We start from the raw sequence: 25,344 nt of genomic DNA on the forward strand, positions 1-25,344 counted from the left end.
GGGTGGCGGCGCGCTCGGCGTTCTCAGTCCTGCTCGGAGAGGTGGGCGAGGCTCGCGCGGAGGTTCTGCAGCGCGGCGTCGCGGAGCCCCTCGGGCAGCTCCGGCCCGTACACGGCGCGCAGCAGCCGGTCGAGGGTCAGGGCCCCGGCCTCGCGGGCGCGGCGCACCTGGTCGAGCCGCTCGAGGCGGTGGGTGATGGCCGCTTCGATCACCTCGAGCGCGGTGAGCGGGTCGAGCACCGGCTCGCCGTGACCCGGGTGGAGGGAGCCGATGCGGCCGTCCTGCGCCATGGCCCGCAGGATCGCGAGGGACTGCAGGTGATCGGCGACGGAGCCCCCGTCCTCGAGCAGGATGACCGTCGAGGAGCCGCCCAGGAGCGTGTCGCCCGTCAGCAGTCGGCCGCCGTCGGCGAGCACCCCCACCGAGTCGGAGGTGTGTCCGGGCAGGTGGATGACATGACCGGCCACGCCGTTCTCGCCCTCGAGGGTCGCGGGCACGGGGCGGGATCCGGGGACCGCCTGCTGGTCGGCGGCCCACAGCGGCACCTCGAGACCGCTGCGGGCGGCGAGCTGGCGGGCGAGGGTCGCGGCGCCCGAGGTGTGGTCGAGATGCCGATGGGTGACGAGCACGCCGCGGGGCCGGGTGTCCGTCCCGCAGAGACGCAGCAGTCCGGCGAGATGCCCGGGATCCCGGGGGCCGGGGTCGACCACCCAGATCTCGTCCCCGTCGCGCAGCACATAGCTGTTGGTGCCGCTGAGGGTCATCGGGCCGGGGTTGTCCGCCCGCAGCTCGAGCAGTTCCACCCCCGGCGCCTCCGGGTCGCGGTCCAGCGGCTCCTCGGTCATCGGGTCCTCAGTCGGCGGGGGCGATCTCGACCAGCAGGTCGAGCTCGACCGGGGCATCGAGCGGCAGCACCGCGACGCCGACGGCCGCGCGCGCATGGCGCCCGACCTCGCCGAAGACCTGGCCCAGCAGCTCGCTGGCCCCGTTGATCACGGCCGGCTGCCCGGTGAAGGCGGGATCCGAGGCGACGTAGCCGGTGACCTTGACGATCCGCACGATGCGGTCGAGATCGCCGATCTCCGCCTCGATCGCGGCGAGGGCGTTGAGGCAGCAGGCCGCGGCGAGGCGCGCGGCGGCCTCGGGGGTCACCTCGGCGCCGACCTTTCCGGTCAGCGGCAGGGCGCCCTTGACGAAGGGCAGCTGGCCGGAGGTCTGGACGAGCGAGCCGGTGACGATCGCGGGGACGTAGGCCGCGACGGGGGCCGCGACCTCCGGCAGGGGCAGGTTCAGCTGGGCCAGACGCGCCCGGATCCGGGACCCGGGGGGCACGGACTGCTCGGTGGCCGCCACCTGCTCAGCCCTCGGACGCCGCGGCGAGCGGGCGCTTGAGGTAGGCGACGAGCGACTCGGGGTTCGGGCCGGGGACGACCTGCACCAGCTCCCATCCCTCCCCGCCGTAGTTGTCGAGGATCTGCTTGGTCGCATGGATCAGCAGCGGGACGGTCAGGTACTCCCAGCGGGTCAGGGTGCTCATGGGGCGAGCCTACCGGCGCGGGGCCGCTCCGGGCAGGTCAGCCCCCGATCACTCTCGGGATCCGCGCCGCACGTCCCCGCTCTCCCGCCGCTCAGCCGCCGACGGCGTGCTGGGAGACCTGGTGCAGCACCCGTTTCCAGTCGGTGACCTCGGGATGGCGGCGCAGCAGGCGCCGCCGCTCGCGCTCGGTCATCCCGCCCCACACCCCGAAGTCCACGCGGTTGTTGAGGGCATCGGCCAGGCACTCCCGCTGCACGGGACAGGCGCCGCACGCGGCCTTGACCGCGTGCTGCTCCGCGCCCTGCACGAAGAATCCGTCGGGGTCCATGCTCGCGCAGGCTCCCCGCGTCGCCCAGCTCGAGTCCGCGGCGCTCGCGCTCGAGATCGCCTCGATCGTCATCGTCATCCCCTTCCTCGGATCGTCGTTGATCCGTTCACACGGCCACTGTAAAGAGACCTTCGCCACAGGACAAATCAGATCGTCACCTGTACAGAAACCTGTCCCTCGGCGCGCCGGGTCGCGCCTCCCCGCGATCTGCTCTCGGGGAACCCGCGGATCACCTCCCGTCACGACCCGCAGCAGCGCGCGGACGGTGAGGTTTCGTGAAGATCGCCGCGCTCCCGGCCCGCCTCATGGCCCGTCGCGGCGGGCCGCCGTAGGGTGGGACCATGGCCCGCACTCCGTCCAGCTCCGCCCCCGGGCGCTCCCTGCCCGTCGCCCTCCTGCAGACGCTGTACCTGCTCCTGGGCGTGATCGCCGTGTCCATCCTCGGCGGGGTGCTCCTGGCCGGCTTCTTCCTGCCGGCGGTCTCCGCCACCTCCGCGGTCGCGGAGGACGGCGTGGACCTCTTCGAGTCCTACCCCACGGAGCTCGAGGTCGAGCCGCTGAACGAGGCGAGCCGCATCGAGGCGGCGGACGGCTCTCTGCTGGCCACCTTCTACACCGAGAACCGCATCATGGTCCCCCTCGAGGAGATCTCGCCGTACATGCAGCACGCGGTGGTCGCGGTCGAGGACCGCCGGTTCTACGAGCACGGCGGCATCGACCCCAAGGGCACCGTGCGCGCCCTCCTGTCCAACGCGGCCGGCGGTGCCACCCAGGGCGGCTCGACCCTCACCCAGCAGTACGTCAAGAACGCCCTGCTGATGGATGCCGTGCAGCGCGGCGACCAGGAGGACCAGGCGGCGGCCACCGAGCAGACCTACGGCCGCAAGCTCCGCGAGGCGAAGCTGGCGATCTCCCTCGAGAAGCAGTGGTCCAAGGACGAGATCCTCAACGCCTATCTCAACGTGGCGCAGTTCGGGCCCTCGCAGTACGGCGTCGAGACCGGCGCCCAGCACTACTTCTCCAAGAGCGCGAAGGACCTCAACCCCGGCGAGGCGGCGCTGCTCGCGGGCATCACCAACGGTCCGAACCAGTACGACCCCGTCGGCCATCCCGAGGCGGGCGAGAAGCGGCGCAACGAGGTGCTCGGGGACATGCTCCGCGAGGGCTACATCACCCAGGCGGAGTACGACCAGTACACCGCCCAGCCGGTCGAGGAGATGCTCACCATCAAGAACGTGCGCGCCGGCTGCGCGGACGCGAAGGGCTCCGGCTTCTTCTGCGACTACGTGACCCGCACGCTGCTGAACGATCCGGAATTCGCACCGACCTACGAGGAGCGGCGCAAGCTGCTCTACGGCGGCGGGCTCACGATCCGGACCACCCTGGACCCGGCCAAGCAGGCCGCGGCCGAGGAGATCCTGCAGCGCCGCGTGCCCGGCGACTCCGAGAGCGGCTTCGGCCACTCGATCGTCACCGTCGAGCCGGGAACCGGAAAGATCCTCACGATGGCCGAGAACCGCGTGTTCAACCCCTACCAGAAGGTCGGCCCGGGCGAGACCGCGATCAACTACAACGTCCCGCAGGATCTCGGCGGCAGCAGCGGCTTCCCGGTCGGCTCGACCTTCAAGCCCTTCGTGCTGCTGGAGTGGCTCAAGACCGGCCACGGCCTGATGGACCGCGTGGGCACGGCCCGCGAGCCGATGACGACCTTCCCCGCCCAGTGCCTGAGCGGCGGCGCCTGGCGCGAGCGCGCGGGCTACAACCCGGACAACGCGGTGTCGGTGCGGCTCGCCCCGATGGAGACCGTCCTGAACGCGACGAAGTTCTCCGTGAACACGAGCTACGCCAACATGGCCCGCCAGCTCGACCTGTGCAACATCGCCGAGGGCGCCCGGGACATCGGCGTGGTCCCGGCCACCTACAACCCCTATGACCCGACCACCTGGGACATGCCGATCGAGGAGATGTACAGCACCGAGCTGGCGCCCTCCGTGGTCGTCCTCGGCGAGCTGCGCATCTCGGCGCTCGACATGGCGGCGGCCTATGCGGTGTTCGCCGCGGACGGCACCTACTGCAAGCCGCAAGCCATCACCGAGGTCGTCGACCGGACCGGCGAGGCCATGCCGATCACCGGCGCGGCCTGCCACCAGGCGGTCGACAAGGACGTGGCCGACGCGATGGCCTGGACCCTGCAGCAGGACCTCGAGGATCCCCGCGCCACCGGCCGCGGCAAGACCATCCCCGGCCACCCGGCGGGCGGCAAGACCGGCACCTCGGGCTCGCAGTTCCACACCTGGTACGTCGGCTTCACCCGTCAGATGTCCACCGCCGTGTGGTTCGGCCATCCGCAGGCGAACATCCGCCCCCAGGGCTTCGCGGTCGACGGCCAGATGCTCCGCCGCGGCAGCGTCTGGGGCAACACCGTCTCCCTGCCCACCTGGCAGGAGTACATGATCCGCGTGCACGAGGGCCTGCCCAGCGAAGCCCTCCCCGCTCAGCCCGCCATGACGAACACGCAGGCATCCCAGAGCGAGCAGCCCGGCACGGTGCCGGACGTCTCGGGGATGGTGCTCTCCGAGGCGCAGGCCGCGGTCGAGGCGGCCGGTTACACCGTCGAGGTGCAGCGCGAGGCCTCCGACTCCGTGGGGCAGTGGTACGTGATCGGCACCGATCCGGCTCCCGGCACCTCCCTGCCCGAGGGGCAGACCGTCGTCATCCGCCAGTCCTCCGGGCGCGGCTGAGATGCGCGCAGTCCCCACCGCCCTGGCCGCCGCCGGGGCCGTCGGGCTGGGCGTCGGCGCCGCGGCGCACGTCTGGGCGCGGCACGTCGAGATCCACCGCTTCACCCTGCGCGAGGCGGAGCTGCGGATCCTCCCGCCGGGCGCCCGCACGCTGCGGGTGCTGCATCTGAGCGACATCCACCTGGTCCCGGATCAGGAGCGCAAGATCGCCTTCCTGCGCCACCTGGGGACCCTGCGGCCGCACCTGGTGATCGACACCGGCGACAGCATCGCCTCCGCCGCCGCCGTGCCGGTGCTCGCCGAGGCGCTTGTCCCCCTGCTCGAACGCCCGGGGGCCTTCGTCATGGGCTCGAATGACATGTTCGCGCCCGGGCCGAAGAACCCGCTGCGCTACTTCCTGCCCGATCCCCGTCCCGAGGGGATGACCGAGCGCACCGACCGCGATCTGCCGACGGAAGAGCTGGCCGCGGCGCTCTCCGCCCACGGCTGGGAGGACCTCACGAACCGTCGCGCAGCGATCGAGCTCGGCGGGCTCGAGGTGCGACTCGTCGGCGTCGACGACCCCCACCTGGAGCGGGACGAGATGCCCGCCCCGGAGCGGCCGGATCGCCCGCTGCCGTCGCACGGGAACGTGCTGCGCCTCGGCGTGGCCCACGCCCCGTACCGGAGGGTGCTCGACGCCTTCACGGCCGACGGCGCGGACCTGATCCTGGCCGGGCACACCCACGGCGGGCAGCTGCGTCTGCCCGGCATCGGGGCCCTCGTGACCAACTGCGATCTGCCCCGGTCCCAGGCGCGCGGCCTCTCCTCCTGGCGGGGCGTGCCGCTCAACGTCAGCGCGGGCCTCGGGGCGAGCCCGTACTCGAACTACCGCCTGTTCACGCCGCCGGAGGCGACCTTGCTCACGTTGCGGTCGCCGAAGCCCGGGACGGGTGCGTGAGCATCCCGGGCGACTGCTAAGGTTGCTCCTCGGTGAGCCGCTCACGCGGTCCATCGCAGCACAGCAGGACACAGCAGGAACGCAGTACCGCAGTTTTTCCGGGGTGTGGCGCAGCTTGGTAGCGCGCCTCGTTCGGGACGAGGAGGTCGCAGGTTCAAATCCTGTCACCCCGACCGGAGAGACGAAGGGCCGTGGAGCGTCGCACGACGCACCGCGGCCCTTTTCGTCATCTACCCGTCGCCGCGCGCAGGACAGGACGGAGAAGCCGCTCCCCGCACCGGCGCACATCCCAGCGCACCGCCCCGCGAATTACACGGATGTGGTTAACACGCCGATGTCCGAAATGCGAGAGCGACACAACGTTTTGTCACCCCTTTGTGCAAAATCTTCGCAAAGGGCACCCATCATGCGTCCCAAGTCCCTGGTCACCCGCACATTCCCTCCACATACAGTGAGCGGCGGTGCCGTCAGTTGTGGGGCACCCGCCGTGCCGCCGCCTTCCCGTCACCGGTCCGGACGCTTCCTCCACTTCCCCCTGGGTGACGGGCGCAGCATCCCCGCCCGATCTCGGGCATGCACTGCGCGGCGACGGAGAGAGGCACCCTGCATGTTCCGGACCGCCCCACGACGCACCCACCGGGCACCCGGTCGGGCCGTCATCGACTACCGCGGGCTCGTGGCCCCGGTCGGCAAGGGAGTCGGAGGTGTCGCCGCCCTCGGCGCCGTCTCCGCGACCGCCGTGCTCGCCGGTGCGGAGGCCGCCACCGCGCAGGCCCCCGCTCCTGCCGCCCCGATCGCCGCTCCGGCCGCAGGCTCGGCTCCCGCCGTCGCGACCGCCCCCGCCGCCTCGCCCTACGCGAATGTCAAGCTCCGCCTCGGCTCCCGCGGCGATGCCGTCGAGGACCTCCAGCAGCGTCTGCGCGATCGCGGAGAGTCGATCTCGGTCGACGGCACGTTCGGTCCCGCGACCCTGCGGGCCGTGAAGAGCCAGCAGGGCGCTGCCGGCATCGGCGTGGACGGCGTCGTGGGTCCGAAGACCTGGAGCGCCCTCGCCGGCGGGAGCACGAGCGCCCCCGCCACCGGCGCCTCCGGCTCCTCCTCCTCGCAGCCGAAGCTGCGCAGCGGCTCGCGCGGCGACGCCGTGCGCACGCTGCAGCAGCAGCTCAACACCGCCGGTGCGTCGCTCTCCGTCGACGGCAAGTTCGGCCCGGCCACTCTCACGGCCGTGCGGAACCTGCAGGCCTCGGCGGGGATCGGCGTGGACGGCGTGGTGGGTCCGAAGACCTGGAACGCCCTCACCTCCGGCCAGCGCATCACCGAGACAGCGAGCCGCGACTCCGATCGCGACCCGGTGCCCTCCTCGAGCTCGGGTTCCTCGAGCTCCGGCTCCTCGTCGACCTCCTTCGACGGCGCGGCGATCGTCTCCGCCGCCCGCTCGCAGATCGGCGTCGGCTACACCTGGGGCGGCAACTCCCCCTCGCGCGGCTTCGACTGCTCGGGACTGGTCCACTACGCCTACAACAGCGCCGGGATGGACGTCTCGCGCAAGACCGCGAAGGGCTACACCTTCGGCGGCCGGATCATCTCGCAGTCCGAGGCGAAGCCCGGCGACCTCGTCGCCTTCACCGCAGGTAACTACGGGCACATCGGGATCTACGCGGGCAACGGCAAGATCATCGACGCCTCGAACTCGCGCCAGCGGGTCATGGAGCGTTCGATCTGGAACTCGCCGCACGTGTTCGTGACCTACCGCTGATCCCTGCGGAGGACTCCGGGTCGCAGCACCCGGTCCACGGCGACCTGCTCGACGCGTGAGCGTCACCGGGAAGGAGCAGGACCCGTGAGGAGGCCCGGTCGGCCGAGCGCCGACCGGGCCTACTGCTGTCCGCAGCCGCCCGGGAACCGGGCCGGACCCCGGAGGCATCGGACGGGCCGCCCCGTGCTCGTGTGCGGCCCCGCGGGCACGGGCACGCGGCTCCTCGAGGAGCGCACGCGGCTCCGCGGGCACGGGCATCGTGGCAGACTGGGACACGATCCTCGGGGTGGGGCCGCGTCCGTCGTCTCCGCCCCGGATACACCGCCGACGCCGCAGTCCAGGAGTGCTCCATGCCGGATCCGATCGCCCTCGTCCCGCTCCCTCAGTCCGTCCTCTGGTCCGAGGGGGTCTGGGAGACGTCCGATCCCTGGGGCGAGCTGTCGGTGGGCCTGAACGAGGACCTGCCGCGCACCGAGTACTCGCTGACGATCTCCCCATCCGGGGCGAATCTGGCTGCGGGCAGCGAGGCCGCCCTGGCCGACGGCCGCAACACCTTCGCCCAGATCCTCACCGGAGCCGGCACCTCGATCCCCTGCGTGACGATCCACGACCACCCGCAGTACGCCTGGCGCGGCATGCACCTCGACGTGTCCCGGCACTTCCTGCCCGTCGGCGAGATCGAGACGCTGCTGGACGTCATGGCCCTGCACCGCCTGAACATCCTCCATCTGCACCTCACCGACGACCAGGGCTGGCGGCTCGAGATCCGCGGCTACCCGCGCCTGACCGAGGTCGGCGCCTGGCGCAGCCGCACCCTGAAGGGTCACATGAGCGGCGACGAGGAGTCGTGGGAGTTCGACGAGACCTCGCACGGCGGCTCCTACTCCCAGGACGAGATGCGCGGCCTCGTCGAGTACGCGCGCCGCCGCGGGATCATGATCGTCCCCGAGGTGGACCTCCCGGGCCACATGCAGGCCGCGATCGCCGCCTACCCCGAGCTCGGCAACTTCCCCGAGCAGCGGCTCGGCGTGCGCGAGGTGTGGGGCATCTCCGACCACGTGCTCGGCGTCTCCGACGCCGCCTTCGACTTCGTGCGCGACGTGCTCACCCAGGTCGCCGAGATCTTCCCGGCCCCCTACGTGCACATCGGCGGGGACGAGTGCCCGCGCACCGAGTGGGAGCGCTCCTCCGCCGCCCGCGCCCGGATGAACGAGTGGGGCCTCACCCGCGTCTCCGAGATCCAGGGCCGCTACACCCAGTTCGCTGCCGACGTCCTCGCCGAGCACGGCAAGAAGGTCGTCGCCTGGGACGAGGTGCTCGAGAGCCACCTCCCGGACGACACCGTGATCATGAACTGGCGCCACGGCAACGGCCTCGCCACCGCGACCTCCCGCGGCTTCCGCACTATCATCGCGAACAACGAGCACACCTATTTCGACCACTACCAGGGCGACCCCGCCGACGAGCCGCTCGCCATCGGCGGGCACACCACGGTGAAGGACGTCTACACCGCGGAGTTCTCCCCGAAGAAGCTCACCGAGGACCAGGAGGGCCTGCTGATCGGCCTCCAGGGCCAGCTGTGGACCGAGTACATGCCCGATGCGGAGCACGTGCAGTACATGGCGTTCCCGCGCATGTGCGCCCTCGCCGAGCGGGCCTGGGGCTCGCCGCGCCAGAGCTATGCCGAGTTCGAGGAGCGCCTGCGCGCGCACCTGCCGCGCCTGGACGCCTTCGGCGTGCGCTACCGCCCCCTGGACTGACATGCCCAGCTCGCACCACGACGCCCACCCCTACGGGCGCTCCTCCGACGATGTGCGCCGCCGCGACCAGCGGGTGCGGCGCATCCGCCGCCTGCGCCTGACGCAGCTGGTGTTCTTCTCCGTGGTCGCCCTCGCGCTCGTCGCCGTGGGCGCCTACGCCCTGCAGGAACTACGCACCCCGCCCGCGGAGCCCGGGGTGATCGCCGAGAAGACCTTCGGCACGGGGGCCGGCGAGGTCACCTGCCCGGAGCCCGGGGCACTCCCCCTGGAACCCGCGGACGTCCAGGTCACGGTGCTGAACGGCACCTCCCGCAGCGGCTTCGCGGGGCGTATCGCCGAGGATCTCACCGCCCGCGGCTACACGGTCGCCGAGACCGGGAACACCTCGAAGGCCGGGGCGCGCGCGACCATCGTGTACGGCCCGGAGGGCTATCTCGCGGCCCTGTCCGTGCAGGCGCAGGTGGGCGAGGCGGAGCTGCGCCTCGACGACCGCGAGGGCACCGCGGTGGACCTGCTGCTCGGCGAGGGCATCTCGAACCTCACCGAGGAGGCGGCGGCGAGCGCGGCCCTCGCCGAACCGGCCGCGGCTCCGGAGGGCTGCGCGGCGGGCTGAGCGGGCGGCGGCACCGGAGGACTCTCAGTCCTCCCAGGCGCGGCGATCGGACTCGAGCCGCAAGCCGATCCACAGGGCCGCTCCCCCGCCGTACAGCAGGAGCATCACGATCGTCCCGAACACCACCGAGGTCGCCGGGGAGCTGGGCAGGAGCCCCACCAGAAGGCTGTTGATCCCGGTGACCTCGGGGGACTCGCCCCCGGTGCCGATCTCCGGATCGACCTCGACCACGAAGCTCGCCGAGGCGGGGACCCCGGCGCCGTCCTCCACGAAGTAGGTCACGGGGCTGGTGCGCCCGGTGAAGCCCGCCTCGGGGGTGAAGGTGATCGCCCCGTTCTCGTCCACCGTGTACACGCCCTCGCCGGGGACCACCAGCCGCGTGCCGCGATGGTTCTCGAGCTCGGAGAGGTTGGTCGCCGAGAGCGAGCCGATCCGCAGGGTCGAGCTGTCGAGCGGGGCCGAGCCGCTGCCCGCGGTGTCGTTGCCGAGCACGTCGAGGGTGACCGGGACGCCGGGCGCGGTGCGCTGCTCGTCATCGCGGAGGGTCGGGACCTCCTGGGCCACCGTCGCGGTCAGCGTCGCGGTGGTGGAGTTGTCGGCGTAGGCGCTCTGCGCGATGAGGCCGACGGGGCTCGCGTCCCCGAGAAAGCCCTCCTCCGGGGTCATCACCACCACCCGGCTGTCGAGGTCGATCCGCCAGCTGCCCTCGCCGGGGACCACGAGGGTCAGCCCGTCGGCAGAGAGCTCCGCCCCGTCGGGAACCTGGGCGGGATCGAAGCGGAGCGAGTCCGAGAGGATGTCCCGCACCCCGGCCCGCAGGTCGAACTGCAGCTCGACGCCGGGTACCTGGGCGAGGCTGCGGTGGAGCATGACGGGATAGGCGGTGTAGAGCAGGGCGGTGTCGGCCGAGGCGCCGGCCCCGTCGCCCCCGGTGATGCCCATCGGGGCGGTCTCGACCACATCGGCGCTCTCGGGGCGGAAGCGCACCGTGGCCGTGTCCCGGTCGAGGGTCCAGGTGCCCTGCCCGGGCACCTCGACGCGCAGACCGTCGGCCGAGGCGCGCGTCGAGGCCTCCCCCGGCAGCGGCACGAGCCGCAGGGTCGCGGGATCCACGAACTGCTGCCCCTCCCCCACCACGAACTGGATGTCCTCGCCGTACGGGGCGGACCAGTCGAGGTCGGAGATGATCGGGACGGTGAGGCTCACCTCCGTCGAGCGGACCACCGCCCCCTCCGAGTCCCCGTCGACCACGCGCACCGGATCGACCTGCCGGCCCAGCGGCGTCCCCGTCGGCGTGTGGGTGAGAACGGTGCCGTCGGCCGAGAGCTGCCAGGTGCCCTGCTCGGGGACGATCACCCGGCTGCCGTCGGCGACCGCGGCCGAGCCCTCCGGCAGCCCCGCGAGCTCGAGGCGCCGGGAGCCGCCCTCGGGTATCGGCTCGGTGAGGTCGAGGCTCACCGGGATCCCGGCGGAGCCGTGCATCGCGACCTGCACGAGCGGGAGCACCTCGGGGCTCAGCTCGAGCGGCAGCGAGCGGGTGTCGTGGAAGCTCGCGACGGTCAGGCCGACGGGGGTGCTCGGACCGTCGACCCCGGCGAGCGGGGTGAAGACCAGGGACTGCTCGAGCAGGGTCCAGGTGCCCTCGCCGTCCACGGTGAGGCTGCGTCCGTCCTCGCCGAGGGTCATGAGGGCCCGCTCCGCTTCGGTGAGGTCCTGGGGGATGGAGAGCCGGGCGGAGGTCATGTCGACCTCGGGCTCCGCGGCGTCCTCGACCAGGGCGACCAGCGGGATGCGGGTGACGGCCCCGGGGACGATCTGCACCGTGCTGGTCGCGGCCGGGAACTCGAAGGGTCCGTCCTCGCCCAGCGCCGAGGCGGAGAGCGGGGCGGAGAGGACGAGCACGAGGGCGGCGCCGAGGCAGGCGCCGCGCCGCATCGCCCGGCGCCGGGGGCGGCACGGGACCGGTCGCGGCGTCGGCTCGAGCACCCGGCCAGGGTAGCAAGCCCGCCCCGGACGCCCGCGGGGACGGCCTCCGCGCCCTAGAGTGGGACCATGGCCGAGCCGAGCTCTTCCGCGCCCATCAGCCCCCTCGACGAGGTCGTCGACGCCCCCGGGGAGGTTCTCCCGTTCCTCGACGCGACGGCGCTGCCGCCCCTCGACGAGCTGCTCGGGGAGCTCGCCGCGCAGCTCGCCGCCTGGATGCCGAGGCAGCGCTGGTATGCGCACAAGGGTGCGACGACGCCGACGGTCGCGGTGCGCGGGTGGGCGCCGCTACGCGTCGCCCCGGACCATGCGGTGCTGCTCACGGTGGTCGTGGTGGGGCCGACGCCCGCCGACGCGGCTGCCGGGGTGGACGCGTCCGACGGGGCCACCGGGGCGGACCCGGACGCCGACGGTGCTCCGGGCGCGGCCGCGGACACCGCCCTCTACCAGGTGCCGCTGGTGCTCCGACCCGCCGCGTCGGCTCCCGCGGAGGAGGGTGCCGAGATCGCGGTGCTCGCCGTCCCGGGTGGGCCGCTGCGCTTCGACGACGCCCTGCGGGACGTGGACGGCCGTGCCGCTCTCGTGGCGACCCTGCTCTCCGGCGACGGCGCGCTCGGCGACTCCCTCGCGCTCACTGTGCGCCGACCCGATCCGGACGCCCCGCTGCCCTTCGGGCGCGCGATGACCTCGAGGCTGCTCGCCGGCGAGCAGTCGAACACCTCGATGATCGTCGAGACCGAGGGGGCTCCGCCGCTGATCCTCAAGCTGTTCCGGCTCCTGCAGCACGGGGAGAACCCGGACATCGTGCTCCAGGAGGCGCTCGCCCGGGCCGGCAGCACCCGCGTGCCCGCCCTGCGGGGCTCGGCCCGGCTGCGCTGCGGGGACCTGGTGGCCGATGCCCTCCTCGCCCAGGAGTTCCTGCCCGGGGTCGAGGACGCCTGGCGGGCCGCGCTGCGCTGGGCCGCGGCGGGCGAGGACGTCACCGACGCCATCGGGGCGCTCGGCGCGACGGTCGCGGAGGTGCACGCGGATCTCGCGCGCGCCCTCGGCACCGCCCCGGCCGATCCGTCGGCACCCGCGGATCCCGCACTGACCGCCGAGCTGGTCCGGACCCTGCGGGAGCGCCTGCGGACGGTCGCCGCCGAGCTGCCGCAGATCGCGGAGCACGCCGCCGCGATCGGGGGGCTGCTCGACTCCGCGGCCGAGCAGCCGTGGCCCGCGCTGCAGCGGATCCACGGCGACCTGCACCTGGGGCAGGTGCTGCTGGTCCCCGAGCGGGGCTGGGTGCTGCTGGACTTCGAGGGCGAGCCGCTGCGACCGCTCGTCGAGCGCTCCCGCCCGGACACCCCCCTGCGGGACGTGGCGGGGATGCTGCGCAGCCTCGACTACGCCGCGGGCGCCGTGGCCCGCGACGCCCGCGCGGAGGGCGCCGATGGGCAGGGCGCAGATGGGGAGGGTGCCTATGCGGAGAGCGCCCCTGGGGAGAGCGCCCAGGCGGCGTCGGCCGAGGCCTGGGCGCTGCGGGCGAGGGAGGCCTTCCTCGCGGGCTACTCGCAGCAGTCGGGGACGGACCTGTCCGCCCCGTCACTCCGCGTTCTGCTCGCCGCGCTCGAGGCCGACAAGGCCGTCTACGAAGCGCTCTACGAGGCGCGGAACCGTCCCGACTGGCTGCCGATCCCGCTCACCGCGCTCGCGCGGATCAGCGCAGCGGCCGCGGCGGAGGGGTCAGCGGGCTGATCGGCGAGGGCGGGCTCGTCGTCGTGACCGGCGAGAGCGAGCCGGGCAGGAACGGGGCGCTGATGGCGCGCACGGCGACGCGCACCCCGACCACCAGGTCCAGCCGGTCCCCGGCCTCGTCGATCCAGCTCGCGCCGCGGCTCGCCGCGCCGTCCAGATCGCGGTGCCGGCGCATCCCGCGCAGGCTCGCGACGGAGTGGACCACCTCGACCAGGTCCTCCGTGTGCGCGTCCGCGGGCCGCGGGGCGCCGTGGGAGGCGAGGAGGGGGCTGACGTGGCAGAGGGTCCCCACCCCGTGCCAGGACTCCCCCGAGGAGCGGTCCCGCTGGGGGCGGCGGTCCTCGAAGGCGATCAGTTCCGGCTGCTCCTCGAGCAGGGCGGTGGTGACGGCCCCGAGCAGGTCGCGGATGCGCTCGTGGGTCTCGTCCTGGGTGGGGACGGTGTCCTGGCTCGCGGCGCGCAGGGCTGACATCCTCGTCCACCTCTCGCCCGACGTCCCCGGCGGGGACGTGCTTCCTGCTGGTCACCGCCCCGCAGGACGATCGGCGACCAGGGTAGCGGGAGGGGCCGGGGAGTGCCGATGGGGAGAACTCCCCATGGCGCTCCCCGCCCGACTCATGCGTCGACGGGCACGAACTCCACGGGGGCGACCTGCGAGTAGCGGTCCTGTCGGATCGAGACCACGCCCACGCCGCCGATGAAGGGGGCGAGGGCCTGCGGGTTCTTGCCGGGGTTGGCGAGGATCACCTGGAAGCCGAAGTGGCGGAAGGACTCCATCGCGGCGGTGATGAACTTGCCCGCGCCCTTGGAGAAGGCCTCGTCGATGATGATCGGGGCGTAGCGCGGGACCTCCTGGCCGGTGCCGGCGAGCTGGTAGCGCAGCGCCGCGGCGAGGCAGAAGGTGGTCAGGCGCTCGTTCTGGCCGCCGGAGAGCGGGCCGCCGGACTCGTGGGCATGGACCACCGTGCCCGCCGCGTCGACCTCCTCGGCGTGGAAGTGGACGTGACGGCGCACGTCGAGGATCACCCGGGAGACCTGGTCGTCGCGGGTCCGGGCCGCGCCGATCATGTCCATCAGGTGGCGCAGCGACTCGAAGCGCTCCTCGGCCAGCTCGCGGTCCCGGCTGATGTCGTTCAGCGCCGTGTCCGCGACGGCGCCCTCGAGGGCGCTGCGGAACTCGTCGAGCGCCGCCAGGTGCACCGGTCGCATCGACAGCTGCAGGTAGCGCCCGGCGTGGAACTCGACCTGGGCGAGCAGCGCGTTGATCCGCTGCAGGCGCTTGCGGATCTCGGCGGGCTCGCGCGCGATGGCGGTCGCGAGGGCCTGCACGTCCCCGAGGGTGTTGCCGGTGAAGAACTCGAAGAAGCGGTCCTCGACCTCGGGCAGCTTCTCCTCCTCGATGCCGCGCAGGATCTCGAGGTAGTCCCCCGCGGACTCGAGGCCCGGTGCGGTGTCCCCGGCCTGCGCGGGCCAGCGGCGGGAGAACTCGCGCATGGCGGTGCGGATGTCCTCCTCCGCCCGGGAGGTGCGCCGGGTCAGGGCCATCAGCTCGGCGTCGAGGGTCGCCGAGGCGTCCTTGGTGACCTGGTCGATGTTCGAGATGAGGAGCGTGGGCGCGATCGCGGCGAAGCGTCCGGCGAGTTCCTCCTCGACCTCCGGGGCGAGGCTCGACTCGGCGATCCGCTCGCGAGCGGCGGCGAGGCGCTCCGCGGCCCGATCGGCCTGCTCGCCGAGCTTGCCGGCCGAGCGCACCACCTCGAGCAGTTCCTCGTCGCTCTCGGCGATCGAGCGCTCGACCTCCTCGATCTGGCGGGCCAGCTCGGACAGCGCGGCGGAGCCGTCCTCGGCCGCGCGGACCATGTCGCGCAGGTTCGCGACGCGCCGGGCGACGGAGGCGGCGTCGATGTCGTCCCAGGTGACGGCCGCGATGGCCTGGAGGGCGAAGAGGCGTTCCCGGCGCCGCTCGCGCTCGGCCTCGACGTCCTTGCGGCGGGCCTGCGCCTCGAAGAGGGCCTGTTCGGCGCGGGTGCGCTCCTGCTCGAAGACCGCCCGCTTCGCGCGGTTGTCGAAGCCGAGCACCCACTGGGAGCGGTCGTTGATCTGGCGGTCGGCGTTCTTCTCGTGCCGGGAGGCGGAGTGCTTGATCTGGCCCGAGCGGAGCACGGCCCGGTTCAGGCGGGTGAACTCCTCGAGCGTGTCCGCGCAGGTGTAGTCCATCCGCGCGGCGATCTCCCCGGTGAGCCAGGTGTGGAACTCGCCGTCCTTCACGTCGAGCTTCGCGGCGAGGGTGCGCGGATCGAGGCTGCGGGCGGGCCGGCGCAGGTCGGTGTTGACCCGGTTGTAGGAGATGCGGCGGCGCAGCTTGGTGCGGTCGATGACCGCGGCGACCTCGCGGTAGACCCGGTCGGGCACGAGGATCGAGCGCGCGAGGCCCCGCAGCGCCTGCTCGGCGGCGGCGGTCCACTCCTCCTCGCCGCTCCGCACCTGCAGCAGCTCGGCGGCGAAGGGCAGCTCGGTCGGGGCGATCCCGACCTCGGCGGCGATGTGGTCGCGCAGGGCGATGTCCTCGGAGTGGAGGTTCGAGGCGCGCGTGGTGAGGGAGGCGAGCTCCTCCTTGGTCCGGGCGAGGGCGGTGCTCAGCTCGCGGACCTGCGCCTCGGCCTCCCAGCGGGCCGTGTCGGCCCCCTTCTCCTCCTGGTCGAGCTGCTCGCGCAGGGCGGCGACCTCGCGCTGCAGGGCGAGGAACATGTCCTCTCCCGCGGGGGTGCGCAGTTCGACGGTGGCGAGCTGCGCGGCGAACTCGGTGGCCCGCTCGCGGCGTCGCTCCCGCTCGACCTCGAGGCCGGCGATCTGCTGCTTCCAGTCGTCGATCTCGCCGCCGCCGGCGCGCTTGCGCTGCTCCTTGAGCTGGGCGAGGTCGCCGCGGGCCTCGGCGACGTCCTGGGTCAGCCGGCGCTGCTGGGCGCCGAGGGAGTCGCGCTCGAGCTGGAGGCGCCCGGACTCCTCCCCGAGCAGGCGCACCAGGTGGTGGGCGGCGAAGACGTCGATGTCCCCGCGGCGGTCCACGAGCTCCCCGCCGCGCTCGCGCATGGCGGTCCAGTCCTCGTGGGAGCTGCGCAGGCCGCGCAGCAGGTCACGCTGCTCCCGCGCGGTGACCAGCGCCTCGTGCACCTCGGAGAGGTTCTGGAAGTTGGCGAGGGCCTGGTCGGCGAGGTCGAAGGTGCGCGGGGCGTCGAGCATGTAGTCGCGCAGCAGGGCGTTGACGTCGCCGAGCTCCTTGGCGGACTGGATCTTGTGCAGCAGACCGAGCGCCTTCTCGTCGGGGATGCCGAGCAGCTGCGAGAAGGCGGCACGGTACTCGCGGAACTGGCGGAAGGTCTGGGTGCCGGGGTGGGCGGCCTCGAGCGCCTTGCCCTCGATCTGGGTGGAGACGAACTGGCGCAGGTCGGCGACATCCAGCGGGGTGCGGGCGACGACGTAGAGGCTCTTCACGTCGCTGTCGGCGCTGTGTCCGGCGTGGAGGAGCAGCAGGCGGGAGAGCTGGACGGTGCCGCCCTTCCCGTCCGAGTAACGCAGGGTGACGACGCTGAGGGTCGTGCGATCGCGCAGCACCTCCTGGCTGAACTCGCCGGTGGCCTGGTCGTAGTGCATCGCCCACGCGCCGCGGACGTAGCTCGCGACCGTGCGGCGATACTTCGAGCGGGCAGGACCGGCGTCGGAGGCCGCGGCGTTGAACTGCAGGGTCCGCGGCGGGGTGAGCAGCGCGCTGATCGCGTCCAGCAGCGTCGACTTGCCGGTGCCGGGGCCGCCGGTGAGGAAGAAGCCCTTGGGGGAGATCGCGAGATCGTGGGTGCCGTGGAAGGTGCCCCAGTTGGAGACCTGCACGTGGGTGAGCCGCCACTGCCCGGGATGCGGGTGGGCAGGGTCGGTCTGCACCTCGGCGGCCCCGGCGTCGGGGGCGGTCACACCGGGCAGGTCGAGGGTCGTCGCGTCGGTCTCCACCCGCGCAAGGGTAGTCGCTGCGCGGCGCTCAGCCCGCTCGACCCGGCGCGAGGCCGAGGTCGCGCGCCTGCGTGCGAGCCATGTGCACGAGATATGCCTCGTCGTGCGCGATCGAGCCGACATAGTGGCCGTGCAGCGCGAAGCCGATCGTGCCGATCCCCTCGGTCCAGGCGCGCAGGACGCCGAGGATCCGGGCGTCGTCGACCGCCCCGCTCGGGGCCAGCCGCTCCCGGGTCCAGGCGCGCACCGCCTCGAGGTCCCGGGCGAGGCCCGCATCCTCGACCGCCTCCGCGCGGACCGGACCCGGGGCGGCGAGCGCGAGGCCGGCGAGCACGGCGAGGAGCCGGGTCGCCGCGGCGACGGTGCGCTCGGGTGCGGCGTAGCCGATCACGGGGGTCCCGTAGACCAGGGCGAACTCGTGCGGGTGGGCGATGGCCCAGGCGCGCACGGCCCGCCAGACGGCGATCCAGGTGTCCGCATCGGCCGCCGTCGGCGCCCCCTCCGGGCCCGCCCCCGCAGCCGTCCCCGCGCTCTCCCCCGGCCGCTGCGCCACGGCCTGCTCGGCGGCCGCGCCGAGGCCGTCGTAGGCGTCGACGATCAGCTCGGTGAGCAGGGCGTCGCGTCCGTCGACGTAGCGGTACAGGCCGCCGACGGCGACGCCCAGCCGGCGGGCGATCGAGCGCATCGAGAGGGAGGCCGGCCCGCTCTCGGCGAGCTCGTCACGCGCCGCGGCGAGGATCCGCCCCCGCATGGCGAGCGCGCGCCCCGTCGGCTGCTTCTCCGTCATCTGCCCGCCTTCCGCCCGGCACGACCGCTTGACGGCCGTGAACACCGTTCATCATACTGACGACACCAATCCGTGAACGCCGTTCACGCTCCATCGCTCCCGAGGTCGCCATGTCCCGCATCACTCTCGTCGGCGCCGGCCCCCTCGGCCGCGCCGCCCTGCCCCACCTGCTCGCCGCCGACCACGAGGTCACCCTGGTCACCCGCTCCGGGACGGGCCTGCCCGATACCCGTGCCGTCGCCGCCGATGCCACCTCCGAAGACCTCGCGGCACGGCTCCCCGCGGCGGACGCGCTGCTCATCGCCTGCAACTTCCCCTACGGTCGCTGGCCGCGGGACTGGCCGCCCGCGATCACCCGCCTGCTCGACCTCGCCGCCCGGGACGGGGCGCGCGTGGTCCTCGCGGGGTCGATGTACTCCTACGCCCGGCCGACGGCGCAGCCCTTGGCGCGGCCCATGAGTGACCGCGATCCCCTCGTCGACACCTGGGTCAACGGGCGGATCCGCAAGCAGGTCTGGGAGCAGGTGCTCGCGGCGCGGGCGGACGGTCGGATCCCCGGCGCCGTCGAGGTGCGCGGCAGCGACTACATCGGACCGCGCACGGGCTCGGGCGCCCATGGCGGGGACCGCGTGCTCGAGCCGGCCCTCGCCGGGCGCACCCTGCGCCCGATCGGGGACCCGGACCTCCCCCACACCTGGACCGCGACCGAGGACTTCGGGAGGCTGCTCGCCCGCGCGGTGCGGGACGAGGCGATGGAGGGCCGCGCCTGGCACGTCCCGAGCGCCCCCGCCGTCTCCCTGCGCGAGCTCGTGCGCACCGCGCTCGCCACGATCGGCCGTCACGAGGAGCCGCGGATCGCTCCGGTGCCGACCCCGCTGCTGCGCCTCCTGGGCCTCCTCAGCGCCGACACCCGGCGCCTCGCGGAGGCGACCTACCAGTTCACGAGCCCGTGGCGGATGGACGACCGCGACGCCCGCACTCTGCTCGGTGAGGAGCACACCCCGCTCGAGGTCACCCTGCGCGCGGCGATGGACGCCCTGCAGGAGCCCGCTCCCGCCCGGTGAGCACGCGAGCTCCCCCGGAGCGCGCCACACATGGTGACCGAGAAGTCATGTGCATCTCCGTTCCCCTCCGGGAACACCGCTGCACATGACCCGTCGGTGACCGGTGGGCTTCGGGGGTGGGGTGGGGTGGGCGGCCTCGGGGGTCGGGCGTGGTTCCCGATCAGCCTTCGGCACGCCCCACGCGCCAGTAGCCCATGAAGGAGACCTGCTTCCGATCCACCCCGAGCTCCTTGACGAGGTGACGCCGCAACGTGGTGATCACCTTCGCCTCCCCGGCGAGCCAGGCGTAGAACGGGCCCACGCCCTCGGTGGTCTCCCAGAGGATCACCGCGTCGGGGTCGACCTCCTCGAAGGCCTCCCCGGCCCGGGCCGGGCCCACCGAGCAGTCCTGACACAGCTCCGGCCGCTCCTCGAGGAGGGTCCGCACCGCGGGGTCCAGCAGCGTGCCGTGCGGGGCGTCGCCCCGGGCGAGCCACGAGATCTCGACGCCCGAGCGGGTGAGCACCCGCTGCGCGTCGTCCTCGTGAGGGACCTCGATCAGCGCGTGACCGGTGAAGCTCTCCGGCAGCGACTCGAGGATCGCGCAGATCGCGGGGAGCGCCGTCTCGTCCCCGGCGAGCAGCAGGCGCCGCGCGGTGCCGGGACGGAACTCGATGCCCGGGTAGTCCGGGCCGAGCAGGTGGCGGTTCGGGCCGAGCAGGGTGATCTCGTCGCCCACCTGCGCGGACGCGGCCCAGCGCGCCGCCACCCCGCGGCCGGGGACCTCGGGCTGCTCGAGGTGCAGCACCATGTCGAGGTCGAGCTCGGGATCTGGGCCGAGGTTGCCCGGATGCCCCGCACCCCGCAGTTCGCGGATCGAGTAGGTGCGCATCCATCCGCGCTCGGCCGGGTCGACCTGCAGCCAGTCGCGGTACCAGCCGTCGAAGCGGTCGGGATCGGCGAGCGCCTCGGGGCGCAGCGCCGCGAAGAGGTCCGAGCGCGCCGCAGGCCCCGGGATGATCAGCTTCACGCGCAGGTCGAGCAGCGGCCCGTTCACCCCGAAGTGGCGCAGGTGCGGGCCGGTGAGGGTGAGCCGCACGAGATTCCGGCCCACCATGCGGCGGGCGCCGACGGTGAGCGGGAAGGCCAGCTGCGGACTCGCCTCGATCGCGGGCAGCAGCACGCTCCGCTGCTCCCCGCTCTGCTCCTCCGCGCCCTGCTCCTCCCCGCCCTCCGGGGCGGCGTCGGCACCGGGGGCGTCCTGGTCGGCGCGGTCCTGCGTGGCGGTGGCGGTGGTAGTCATGGTGCGCTCCTCGGGGTCGGAGTCGGGGGCGGTGACAGCGCCGCGGGCGAGCGGCAGCACCATCGGGGTGCCCGTGACGGGGTCGGGCGTGATCAGGGCGTCGAGCGCGAAGACTTCGCGCACCATCGGCGCGGTGATCACCGCGCGCGGGCTGCCCTGGGAGTGGATCGCGCCGCCCGCGACGGCGACCAGGTGATCGGCGTAGCGCGCGGCGAGGTTGAGGTCGTGCAGGACGATGCCCACGGTCGTGCCGCGCGTCCGGTTCAGTTCCCGGACCACGTCGAGCACCTCGAGCTGATGGGTCACGTCGAGGAAGGTGGTCGGCTCGTCGAGCAGGAGCACGTCGGTGCGCTGGGCGAGGGCCATGGCGATCCACACGCGCTGGCGCTGGCCGCCGGAGAGCTCGTCGAGCAGCCGTCCGGAGAGCTCGGCGGTGCGGGTCACCTCGAGGGCCTCGGCGACGGCCTGCTCGTCCTCCGTCGTCCACTGCGGGAACAGCCCCTGGTGGGGGTAGCGGCCGCGGGTGACGAGCTCGCGCACGGTCACGCCGTCGGGGGCGATCGGCGACTGGGGCAGCAGGCCCAGGCGCCGGGCGAGGTCCTTGCCGCGGAGGGCGTGGATGTCGGCGCCATCGAGCAGCACGTGTCCGCCGCGGGGCGGCAGCAGGCGCGAGAGCCCGCGCAGCAGGGTCGACTTCCCCGACCCGTTGGCGCCGACGATCATCGTCACCCGCCCCTCGGGCAGGGTGATGTCGAGGTCCTCGACGATGACGCGGCGGTCGTAGGCGAGGTGGAGGGAACGGGCGGTCAGCTGGGCCATGGGATCACCTTCCCGATCCGGCGGCGGAGCGCACGAGCATCCAGAGCAGGAACGGCGCTCCGAGCGCTCCCGTGATGACGCCGGCCGCGAGGTCGATACGGCCGAAGAGGTTCTGCCCGGCGACGTCGGCCGCGAGCACGAGCACCGCCCCGACGAGCGCCGCGAGCGGCACGCTGGGCCTCCCCGCGAGCATCCGGGCGATCGGCCCGGAGAGGAACGCGACGAAGGCGAGGGGTCCGGCGACCGCGACCGGCAGGGCGGAGAGCAGCACGCCGACGACGACCAGGGCGATGCGGGTCGCGGGGACCGGCAGGCCGAGGCTCGTGGCGGTGTCGTCGCCGAGCTGCAGGATCCGCAGTCGGCCGAGCAGCAGGGCGAGCAGCGGCACGAGCACGCAGAGGGCCCCGGCGAGCACCGCGAGGCGCGGCCAGGTGGCCCCGGAGAGCGAGCCGACGAGCCAGTGCATCGCATCTCCCGCTCGCTGCGTCGGCATGCGGCTGAGCAGGTACTGGATGAGCGCGGTGAGCGCGGCGGCCACGCCGATGCCGACGAGCACGAAGCGGTCGTCGACGGCCCCGGCCCCGCCCGCGCCCGCACCGCCGGCCCGGTGGGCGCGGGCGACCCACAGCACCAGCAGCGCGGTGGCGAGCCCGCCGAGCAGGGTCCACCAGAACAGGGTCAGGCCCTGCGCGTCGAGGACGGCGAGGGCGAAAACCGCGGCGGCGGAGGAGCCGAGGCTCACCCCGATCACGTCGGGGCTCGCGAGCGGATTGCGCAGCAGGGTCTGGAAGACGGTGCCGGAGAGCCCGAAGGAGGCGCCCGCGAGCACGCCGAGCAGCGCGGCCGGGAGCCGGTCGTCGAGCACGATGAAGGACACTCCGGGCACGTCCTCCCCGAGCAGGACCCGCACCGCGAGATCGGCGTAGACGAAGGGGGTGCCCAGCAGCACGCGGGCCACGACCAGGACGAGCACGGCGGCGAGCAGTCCCACACCCAGCAGCAGGGCGCGTCGACGGGGCCTGGAGGCGGAGGCGGCGGCGGTCACAGCGAGACCCGCTTCCGGGTGCGGATCAGGACCAGGAAGACGGGCACGCCGAGCAGCGCGGTCATCACGCCCACCTGCACCTCCGCGGGCGGGGCGATGACACGGCCGACGACATCCGCGAGCAGCAGCACCGTCGGCCCCGCGACCGCGCTGAGCGGCAGCAGCCGGCGGTGGTCGGAACCGACCACGAGACGGACCGCATGCGGGACGACCAGACCGAGGAAACCGATCGGGCCGGCGAGCGAGACGGCCGCCCCGACCAGCAGCACGATCCCGATGCCGAGCAGGACGCGCACCCTGCCGACATGGACGCCGAGGCCGATCGCGGCGTCGTCCCCGAGCGCGAGGGCGTTCAGGGCGCGGGCGCCGAGCAGCACGATCGCCGCGCCGAGCACCAGGGCCGGGGCGACGGCGGCGAGGTCCCCGAGGTCCCGCGCACCGAGCGTGCCGACCTGCCAGATGCGCATGCGGTCCAGCGCCCCCTGGTCCAGGAGCACGAGGCCGTGGACCACCGAGCCGAGGCCCGCGGTGACCGCGGCGCCCGCGATCGCGAGGGTCACGGGGGTCGCCCCGCTGCGGCTCGCGGCGGCGATCGCGTAGACCACGACGGCGGCGAGCGCGGCGCCGACGAAGCCGGCGACCATGAACTCGGCGACCCGGGAGATCGACAGCACGTAGACGCTGAGGGCGACCGCCGCGGCGGCCCCCGCGTTCAGGCCCAGGATCCCGGGATCGGCGAGGGGGTTGCGGGTCATGCCCTGCAGGGCGGCGCCGGCCAGGGCCAGGGCGACGCCGACCGCGAGTCCGATGAGGGTGCGCTGGAGGCGCGAGAGCACCACCGCATGGTCGGCGCTGTCCGCGTCGAAGGCGACGAGGGCCTGCCAGGCCGCGCCCGGCGGCATGGAGCGCGCCCCGACCAGGAGCGACAGCGCGCACGCGATCGCCAGCAGCACGAGGCAGCCGGCGATCGCGAGTGCGGTGGCGCGGGAGGGCACAGGCTCAGGCCTGCGCGGTCTTCGCGGCCTCGACCACGGAGGGGACGACGTTCTCGAGCGCCCACGGGATGCTCAGGGCGCTCGCCGCGGAGACCGACAGGGTCTGGTGGTCGTCGGCCGTGAGCACCAGCGCGCCGGAGGCGACCGCGGGGATGGTGGAGAAGAGCGAGTCCTGCTGGAAGGTCTCGACGGTGTCGCCGGCGGCGGCCCAGGTGTAGAAAACGTCGGAGACGAGCTCGTCGGCGCGCTCGGCGGACCACTCGAAGTAGAAGGTGCTCTCGTCGGCGGTGTTCTCGGAGACCACCTCGGCCTGGGTCATGCCCAGCGCCGTGAAGAAACGGGGGCGGGTGTCCTCGCCCGAGTAGATCGAGATCAGGTGGTCCGAGAGGGAGAGGTTGCCGGCGATGAAGGTCGACTCGGCGACCTCCGGGTTCTCCTCGCCGACGGCCGCGAGATCCGCGGTGAGCTGGTCGGCGAGCGCGCTGGCCTCCTCGCTGCGGCCGGTCGCGGTGCCGACGGCGGTGAGGACGTCCTCCCAGGAGGCGGTGTAGTTCGCCGCGAGGGGGCCGATGGTGGGGGCGATCTTGGAGAGGGTCGCGTACTCCTCCTCGGTGAGGCCCGAGTAGGCGGCGACGATGAGGTCGGGGGTGAGCGCGGCGATCTCATCGGTGTTGACGCCGTCCGCCTCGGAGTACGTGGTGGGAGCGTTCTCGCTGCCCCAGGCGGCGCCGAGCTCCTCGAGCTTCGCGTCGTTCCAGTCGGTGGAGGAGTTGGCGTTGCCGCCCCACTCGACCAGCGGCAGGCCGACGGGGACGATGCCCAGCGCCAGGACGGTATCGCCGTTGACCCAGGAGACGGTCGCGATGCGGGTCGGCGCCGCGGCGATCTCGGTGGTCCCGTAGAGGTGCTCGACCGTCACGGGGAAGGCGCCGCTCGCGGCGGAGCCCGCATCGGACCCTGCATCGGACGCAGTGGAGCCGGTGCCGGTGGCGGTGCCGTCGGGGCTGCAGGCGGCGAGCGCGGGCAGGGCGAGAGCGGTGAGCACCACGGAGCGGCGCGAGAGGGACGGGGTCATGGCTGTCCTTGTCGACGGACCCCCGGGAGCGGGGGTGAGGCGAGCCTGACCTTATTACGCGCGAACGACGTTGCTCAATTGCTGGGCGCCGATGCGGCGCGGATCACGTCGGCGACGGCGCGCCGCGGCGGGTGGCACCGGGGCACGACGGCAGCAGCGACGGCGCGTCAGTCCTGCGCGCCGTCCTCGTCGGCCGCGTCGGCATCCGTCGGGTCCTCGAGGCCGCCGACGCCTGCCTGGCGGTACAGCTCGATGAACTCGCGCGCCGTGTCGGGCCCGATCATCAGGCGCAGCACCGGGGAGACCTCGTAGTCGTCACCCTGCTCGTCGAGCAGCCCCGCGCGCTGCAGCTTCGCGATCGCGGCCCGCACCTCCTTGGCGAAACCGGCCTCGTCGGTCGAGGTGGTGCGGCGGTAGGCGGCGAGCGCCTGCTGCAGCTCTGCCTCGGAGACGACGGTGCGCTGACCGCGGGAGGACTGGGTCAGCAGCATCTGACGCAGCACCAGCAGCAGCACCGAGTCCAGCCGGTTCAGGCCCGTCAGTCGGCGCAGCAGCTTCGGGGCGTCGGGATCGTCCTCGCTCTGCCGCACGAAGGCGACTTGGGCGTCGTCGTCGACGACGAGCTCGAGGAAGAGGTCCTCGAGGCGACGCTCGAGCGCGGCCCGGTCGCGCAGCAGCTGCGCGTAGCGGGTGGGGTCGCGGCGTCCGTCGAGATAGGGGCCCTGCAGGAGGTGCACCAGGACGCGGCGCGACTCGTCGACCAGGGTCGAGCCGGGGGCGGTGGGGGCGGCATCGACCTGCTGCAGGTGGTCCTGCGCATCGCTGTCGGGGCGGATTCCGGTGCTCGTCACGGCTCCCTACCCTACCGGCGCGCACCGCC

The 25,344-nt window shown here is 73.5% G+C and carries 20 protein-coding genes and 1 tRNA gene; 8 read left to right on the top strand and 13 right to left on the bottom strand.

Annotation, left to right across the window (positions count from 1 at the left end):
* Positions 1-23: 23 nt before the first annotated feature.
* The 4 genes from ACZCAH_RS11170 to ACZCAH_RS11185 all read right to left on the bottom strand — a co-directional run bounded on the left by ACZCAH_RS11170 (position 24) and on the right by ACZCAH_RS11185 (position 1,937).
* Entirely contained in the window at positions 24-845 is an 822-nt protein-coding gene (locus ACZCAH_RS11170; RefSeq protein WP_464341146.1) for an MBL fold metallo-hydrolase, read from the bottom strand.
* Between the two features lie 7 nt (positions 846-852).
* Positions 853-1,332 (bottom strand): RidA family protein, encoded by a 480-nt coding sequence (locus ACZCAH_RS11175; RefSeq protein WP_464341147.1) that lies wholly within the window; start codon positions 1,330-1,332, stop codon positions 853-855.
* A 25-nt stretch (positions 1,333-1,357) separates the two neighbouring features.
* On the bottom strand, positions 1,358-1,537 hold the full coding sequence (locus ACZCAH_RS11180) for a DUF4177 domain-containing protein (protein WP_442878144.1): 180 nt from the start codon (positions 1,535-1,537) through the stop codon (positions 1,358-1,360).
* A gap of 91 nt (positions 1,538-1,628) precedes the next feature.
* Positions 1,629-1,937, bottom strand: coding sequence for a WhiB family transcriptional regulator (locus ACZCAH_RS11185; protein WP_464341201.1), 309 nt, complete (start codon positions 1,935-1,937; stop codon positions 1,629-1,631).
* A 269-nt stretch (positions 1,938-2,206) separates the two neighbouring features.
* Here ACZCAH_RS11185 and ACZCAH_RS11190 point away from each other — a divergent pair, with 269 nt between their 5' ends.
* The 6 genes from ACZCAH_RS11190 to ACZCAH_RS11215 all read left to right on the top strand — a co-directional run bounded on the left by ACZCAH_RS11190 (position 2,207) and on the right by ACZCAH_RS11215 (position 9,675).
* Positions 2,207-4,606, top strand: a complete 2,400-nt coding sequence (locus tag ACZCAH_RS11190) for a penicillin-binding protein (protein ID WP_464341148.1) — start codon at positions 2,207-2,209, stop codon at positions 4,604-4,606.
* Between the two features lies 1 nt (position 4,607).
* Entirely contained in the window at positions 4,608-5,546 is a 939-nt protein-coding gene (locus tag ACZCAH_RS11195; protein WP_464341149.1) for a metallophosphoesterase, read from the top strand.
* Between the two features lie 99 nt (positions 5,547-5,645).
* Positions 5,646-5,719: transfer RNA gene (locus ACZCAH_RS11200), tRNA-Pro, on the top strand.
* A gap of 434 nt (positions 5,720-6,153) precedes the next feature.
* Positions 6,154-7,302, top strand: a complete 1,149-nt coding sequence (locus ACZCAH_RS11205; RefSeq protein ID WP_464341150.1) for a C40 family peptidase — start codon at positions 6,154-6,156, stop codon at positions 7,300-7,302.
* 350 nt (positions 7,303-7,652) lie between these two features.
* The gene (locus ACZCAH_RS11210; RefSeq protein ID WP_464341151.1) at positions 7,653-9,062 is read left to right on the top strand and encodes a beta-N-acetylhexosaminidase; all 1,410 of its coding nucleotides are present in this window, start codon (positions 7,653-7,655) and stop codon (positions 9,060-9,062) included.
* Position 9,063: 1 nt separating this feature from the next.
* The gene (locus ACZCAH_RS11215; RefSeq protein WP_464341152.1) at positions 9,064-9,675 is read left to right on the top strand and encodes a LytR C-terminal domain-containing protein; all 612 of its coding nucleotides are present in this window, start codon (positions 9,064-9,066) and stop codon (positions 9,673-9,675) included.
* A 24-nt stretch (positions 9,676-9,699) separates the two neighbouring features.
* On the opposite strand, the gene ACZCAH_RS11220 is transcribed toward ACZCAH_RS11215, so the two are convergent.
* Positions 9,700-11,661 carry an Ig-like domain-containing protein gene (locus ACZCAH_RS11220; protein ID WP_464341153.1) on the bottom strand — a complete coding sequence of 654 codons (1,962 nt, stop codon included), beginning with the start codon at positions 11,659-11,661 and terminating at the stop codon, positions 9,700-9,702.
* A gap of 66 nt (positions 11,662-11,727) precedes the next feature.
* On the opposite strand from ACZCAH_RS11220, the gene ACZCAH_RS11225 reads away from it, so the two are divergent.
* The gene (locus ACZCAH_RS11225) at positions 11,728-13,395 is read left to right on the top strand and encodes a maltokinase N-terminal cap-like domain-containing protein (protein ID WP_464341154.1); all 1,668 of its coding nucleotides are present in this window, start codon (positions 11,728-11,730) and stop codon (positions 13,393-13,395) included.
* Here the strand turns inward: ACZCAH_RS11225 and ACZCAH_RS11230 are convergent.
* The 3 genes from ACZCAH_RS11230 to ACZCAH_RS11240 form a co-directional block, all read right to left on the bottom strand.
* Positions 13,358-13,867: a hypothetical protein gene (locus ACZCAH_RS11230; protein ID WP_329746411.1), complete on the bottom strand. Its 510-nt coding sequence runs from the start codon at positions 13,865-13,867 to the stop codon at positions 13,358-13,360. The two genes, ACZCAH_RS11225 and ACZCAH_RS11230, sit on opposite strands and share 38 nt — an antisense overlap.
* 143 nt (positions 13,868-14,010) lie before the next feature.
* Complete coding sequence (locus ACZCAH_RS11235; protein ID WP_464341155.1) at positions 14,011-17,397, bottom strand: ATP-binding protein; 3,387 nt, start codon at positions 17,395-17,397, stop codon at positions 14,011-14,013.
* Positions 17,398-17,425: 28 nt separating this feature from the next.
* Complete coding sequence (locus ACZCAH_RS11240; protein WP_464341156.1) at positions 17,426-18,184, bottom strand: TetR/AcrR family transcriptional regulator; 759 nt, start codon at positions 18,182-18,184, stop codon at positions 17,426-17,428.
* Between the two features lie 110 nt (positions 18,185-18,294).
* On the opposite strand from ACZCAH_RS11240, the gene ACZCAH_RS11245 reads away from it, so the two are divergent.
* Positions 18,295-19,248, top strand: a complete 954-nt coding sequence (locus tag ACZCAH_RS11245; protein ID WP_464341157.1) for an NAD-dependent epimerase/dehydratase family protein — start codon at positions 18,295-18,297, stop codon at positions 19,246-19,248.
* Between the two features lie 160 nt (positions 19,249-19,408).
* On the opposite strand, the gene ACZCAH_RS11250 is transcribed toward ACZCAH_RS11245, so the two are convergent.
* From ACZCAH_RS11250 to ACZCAH_RS11270, 5 genes are all read right to left on the bottom strand, one after another.
* Positions 19,409-21,349 carry an SIP domain-containing protein gene (locus ACZCAH_RS11250; protein ID WP_464341158.1) on the bottom strand — a complete coding sequence of 647 codons (1,941 nt, stop codon included), beginning with the start codon at positions 21,347-21,349 and terminating at the stop codon, positions 19,409-19,411.
* A 4-nt stretch (positions 21,350-21,353) separates the two neighbouring features.
* Positions 21,354-22,394, bottom strand: a complete 1,041-nt coding sequence (locus ACZCAH_RS11255) for a FecCD family ABC transporter permease (protein ID WP_464341159.1) — start codon at positions 22,392-22,394, stop codon at positions 21,354-21,356.
* Positions 22,391-23,389, bottom strand: a complete 999-nt coding sequence (locus ACZCAH_RS11260; RefSeq protein ID WP_464341160.1) for a FecCD family ABC transporter permease — start codon at positions 23,387-23,389, stop codon at positions 22,391-22,393. The genes ACZCAH_RS11255 and ACZCAH_RS11260 overlap by 4 nt, the downstream gene beginning before the upstream one ends.
* 4 nt (positions 23,390-23,393) lie before the next feature.
* A complete protein-coding gene (locus ACZCAH_RS11265; protein WP_464341161.1) occupies positions 23,394-24,464 on the bottom strand; it encodes an ABC transporter substrate-binding protein in 1,071 nt (356 codons plus the stop codon).
* 167 nt (positions 24,465-24,631) lie between these two features.
* Entirely contained in the window at positions 24,632-25,315 is a 684-nt protein-coding gene (locus tag ACZCAH_RS11270; RefSeq protein ID WP_464341162.1) for a DUF4194 domain-containing protein, read from the bottom strand.
* Positions 25,316-25,344: the final 29 nt, after the last annotated feature.

This window comes from Brachybacterium sp. B718/18, from assembly GCF_055454375.1.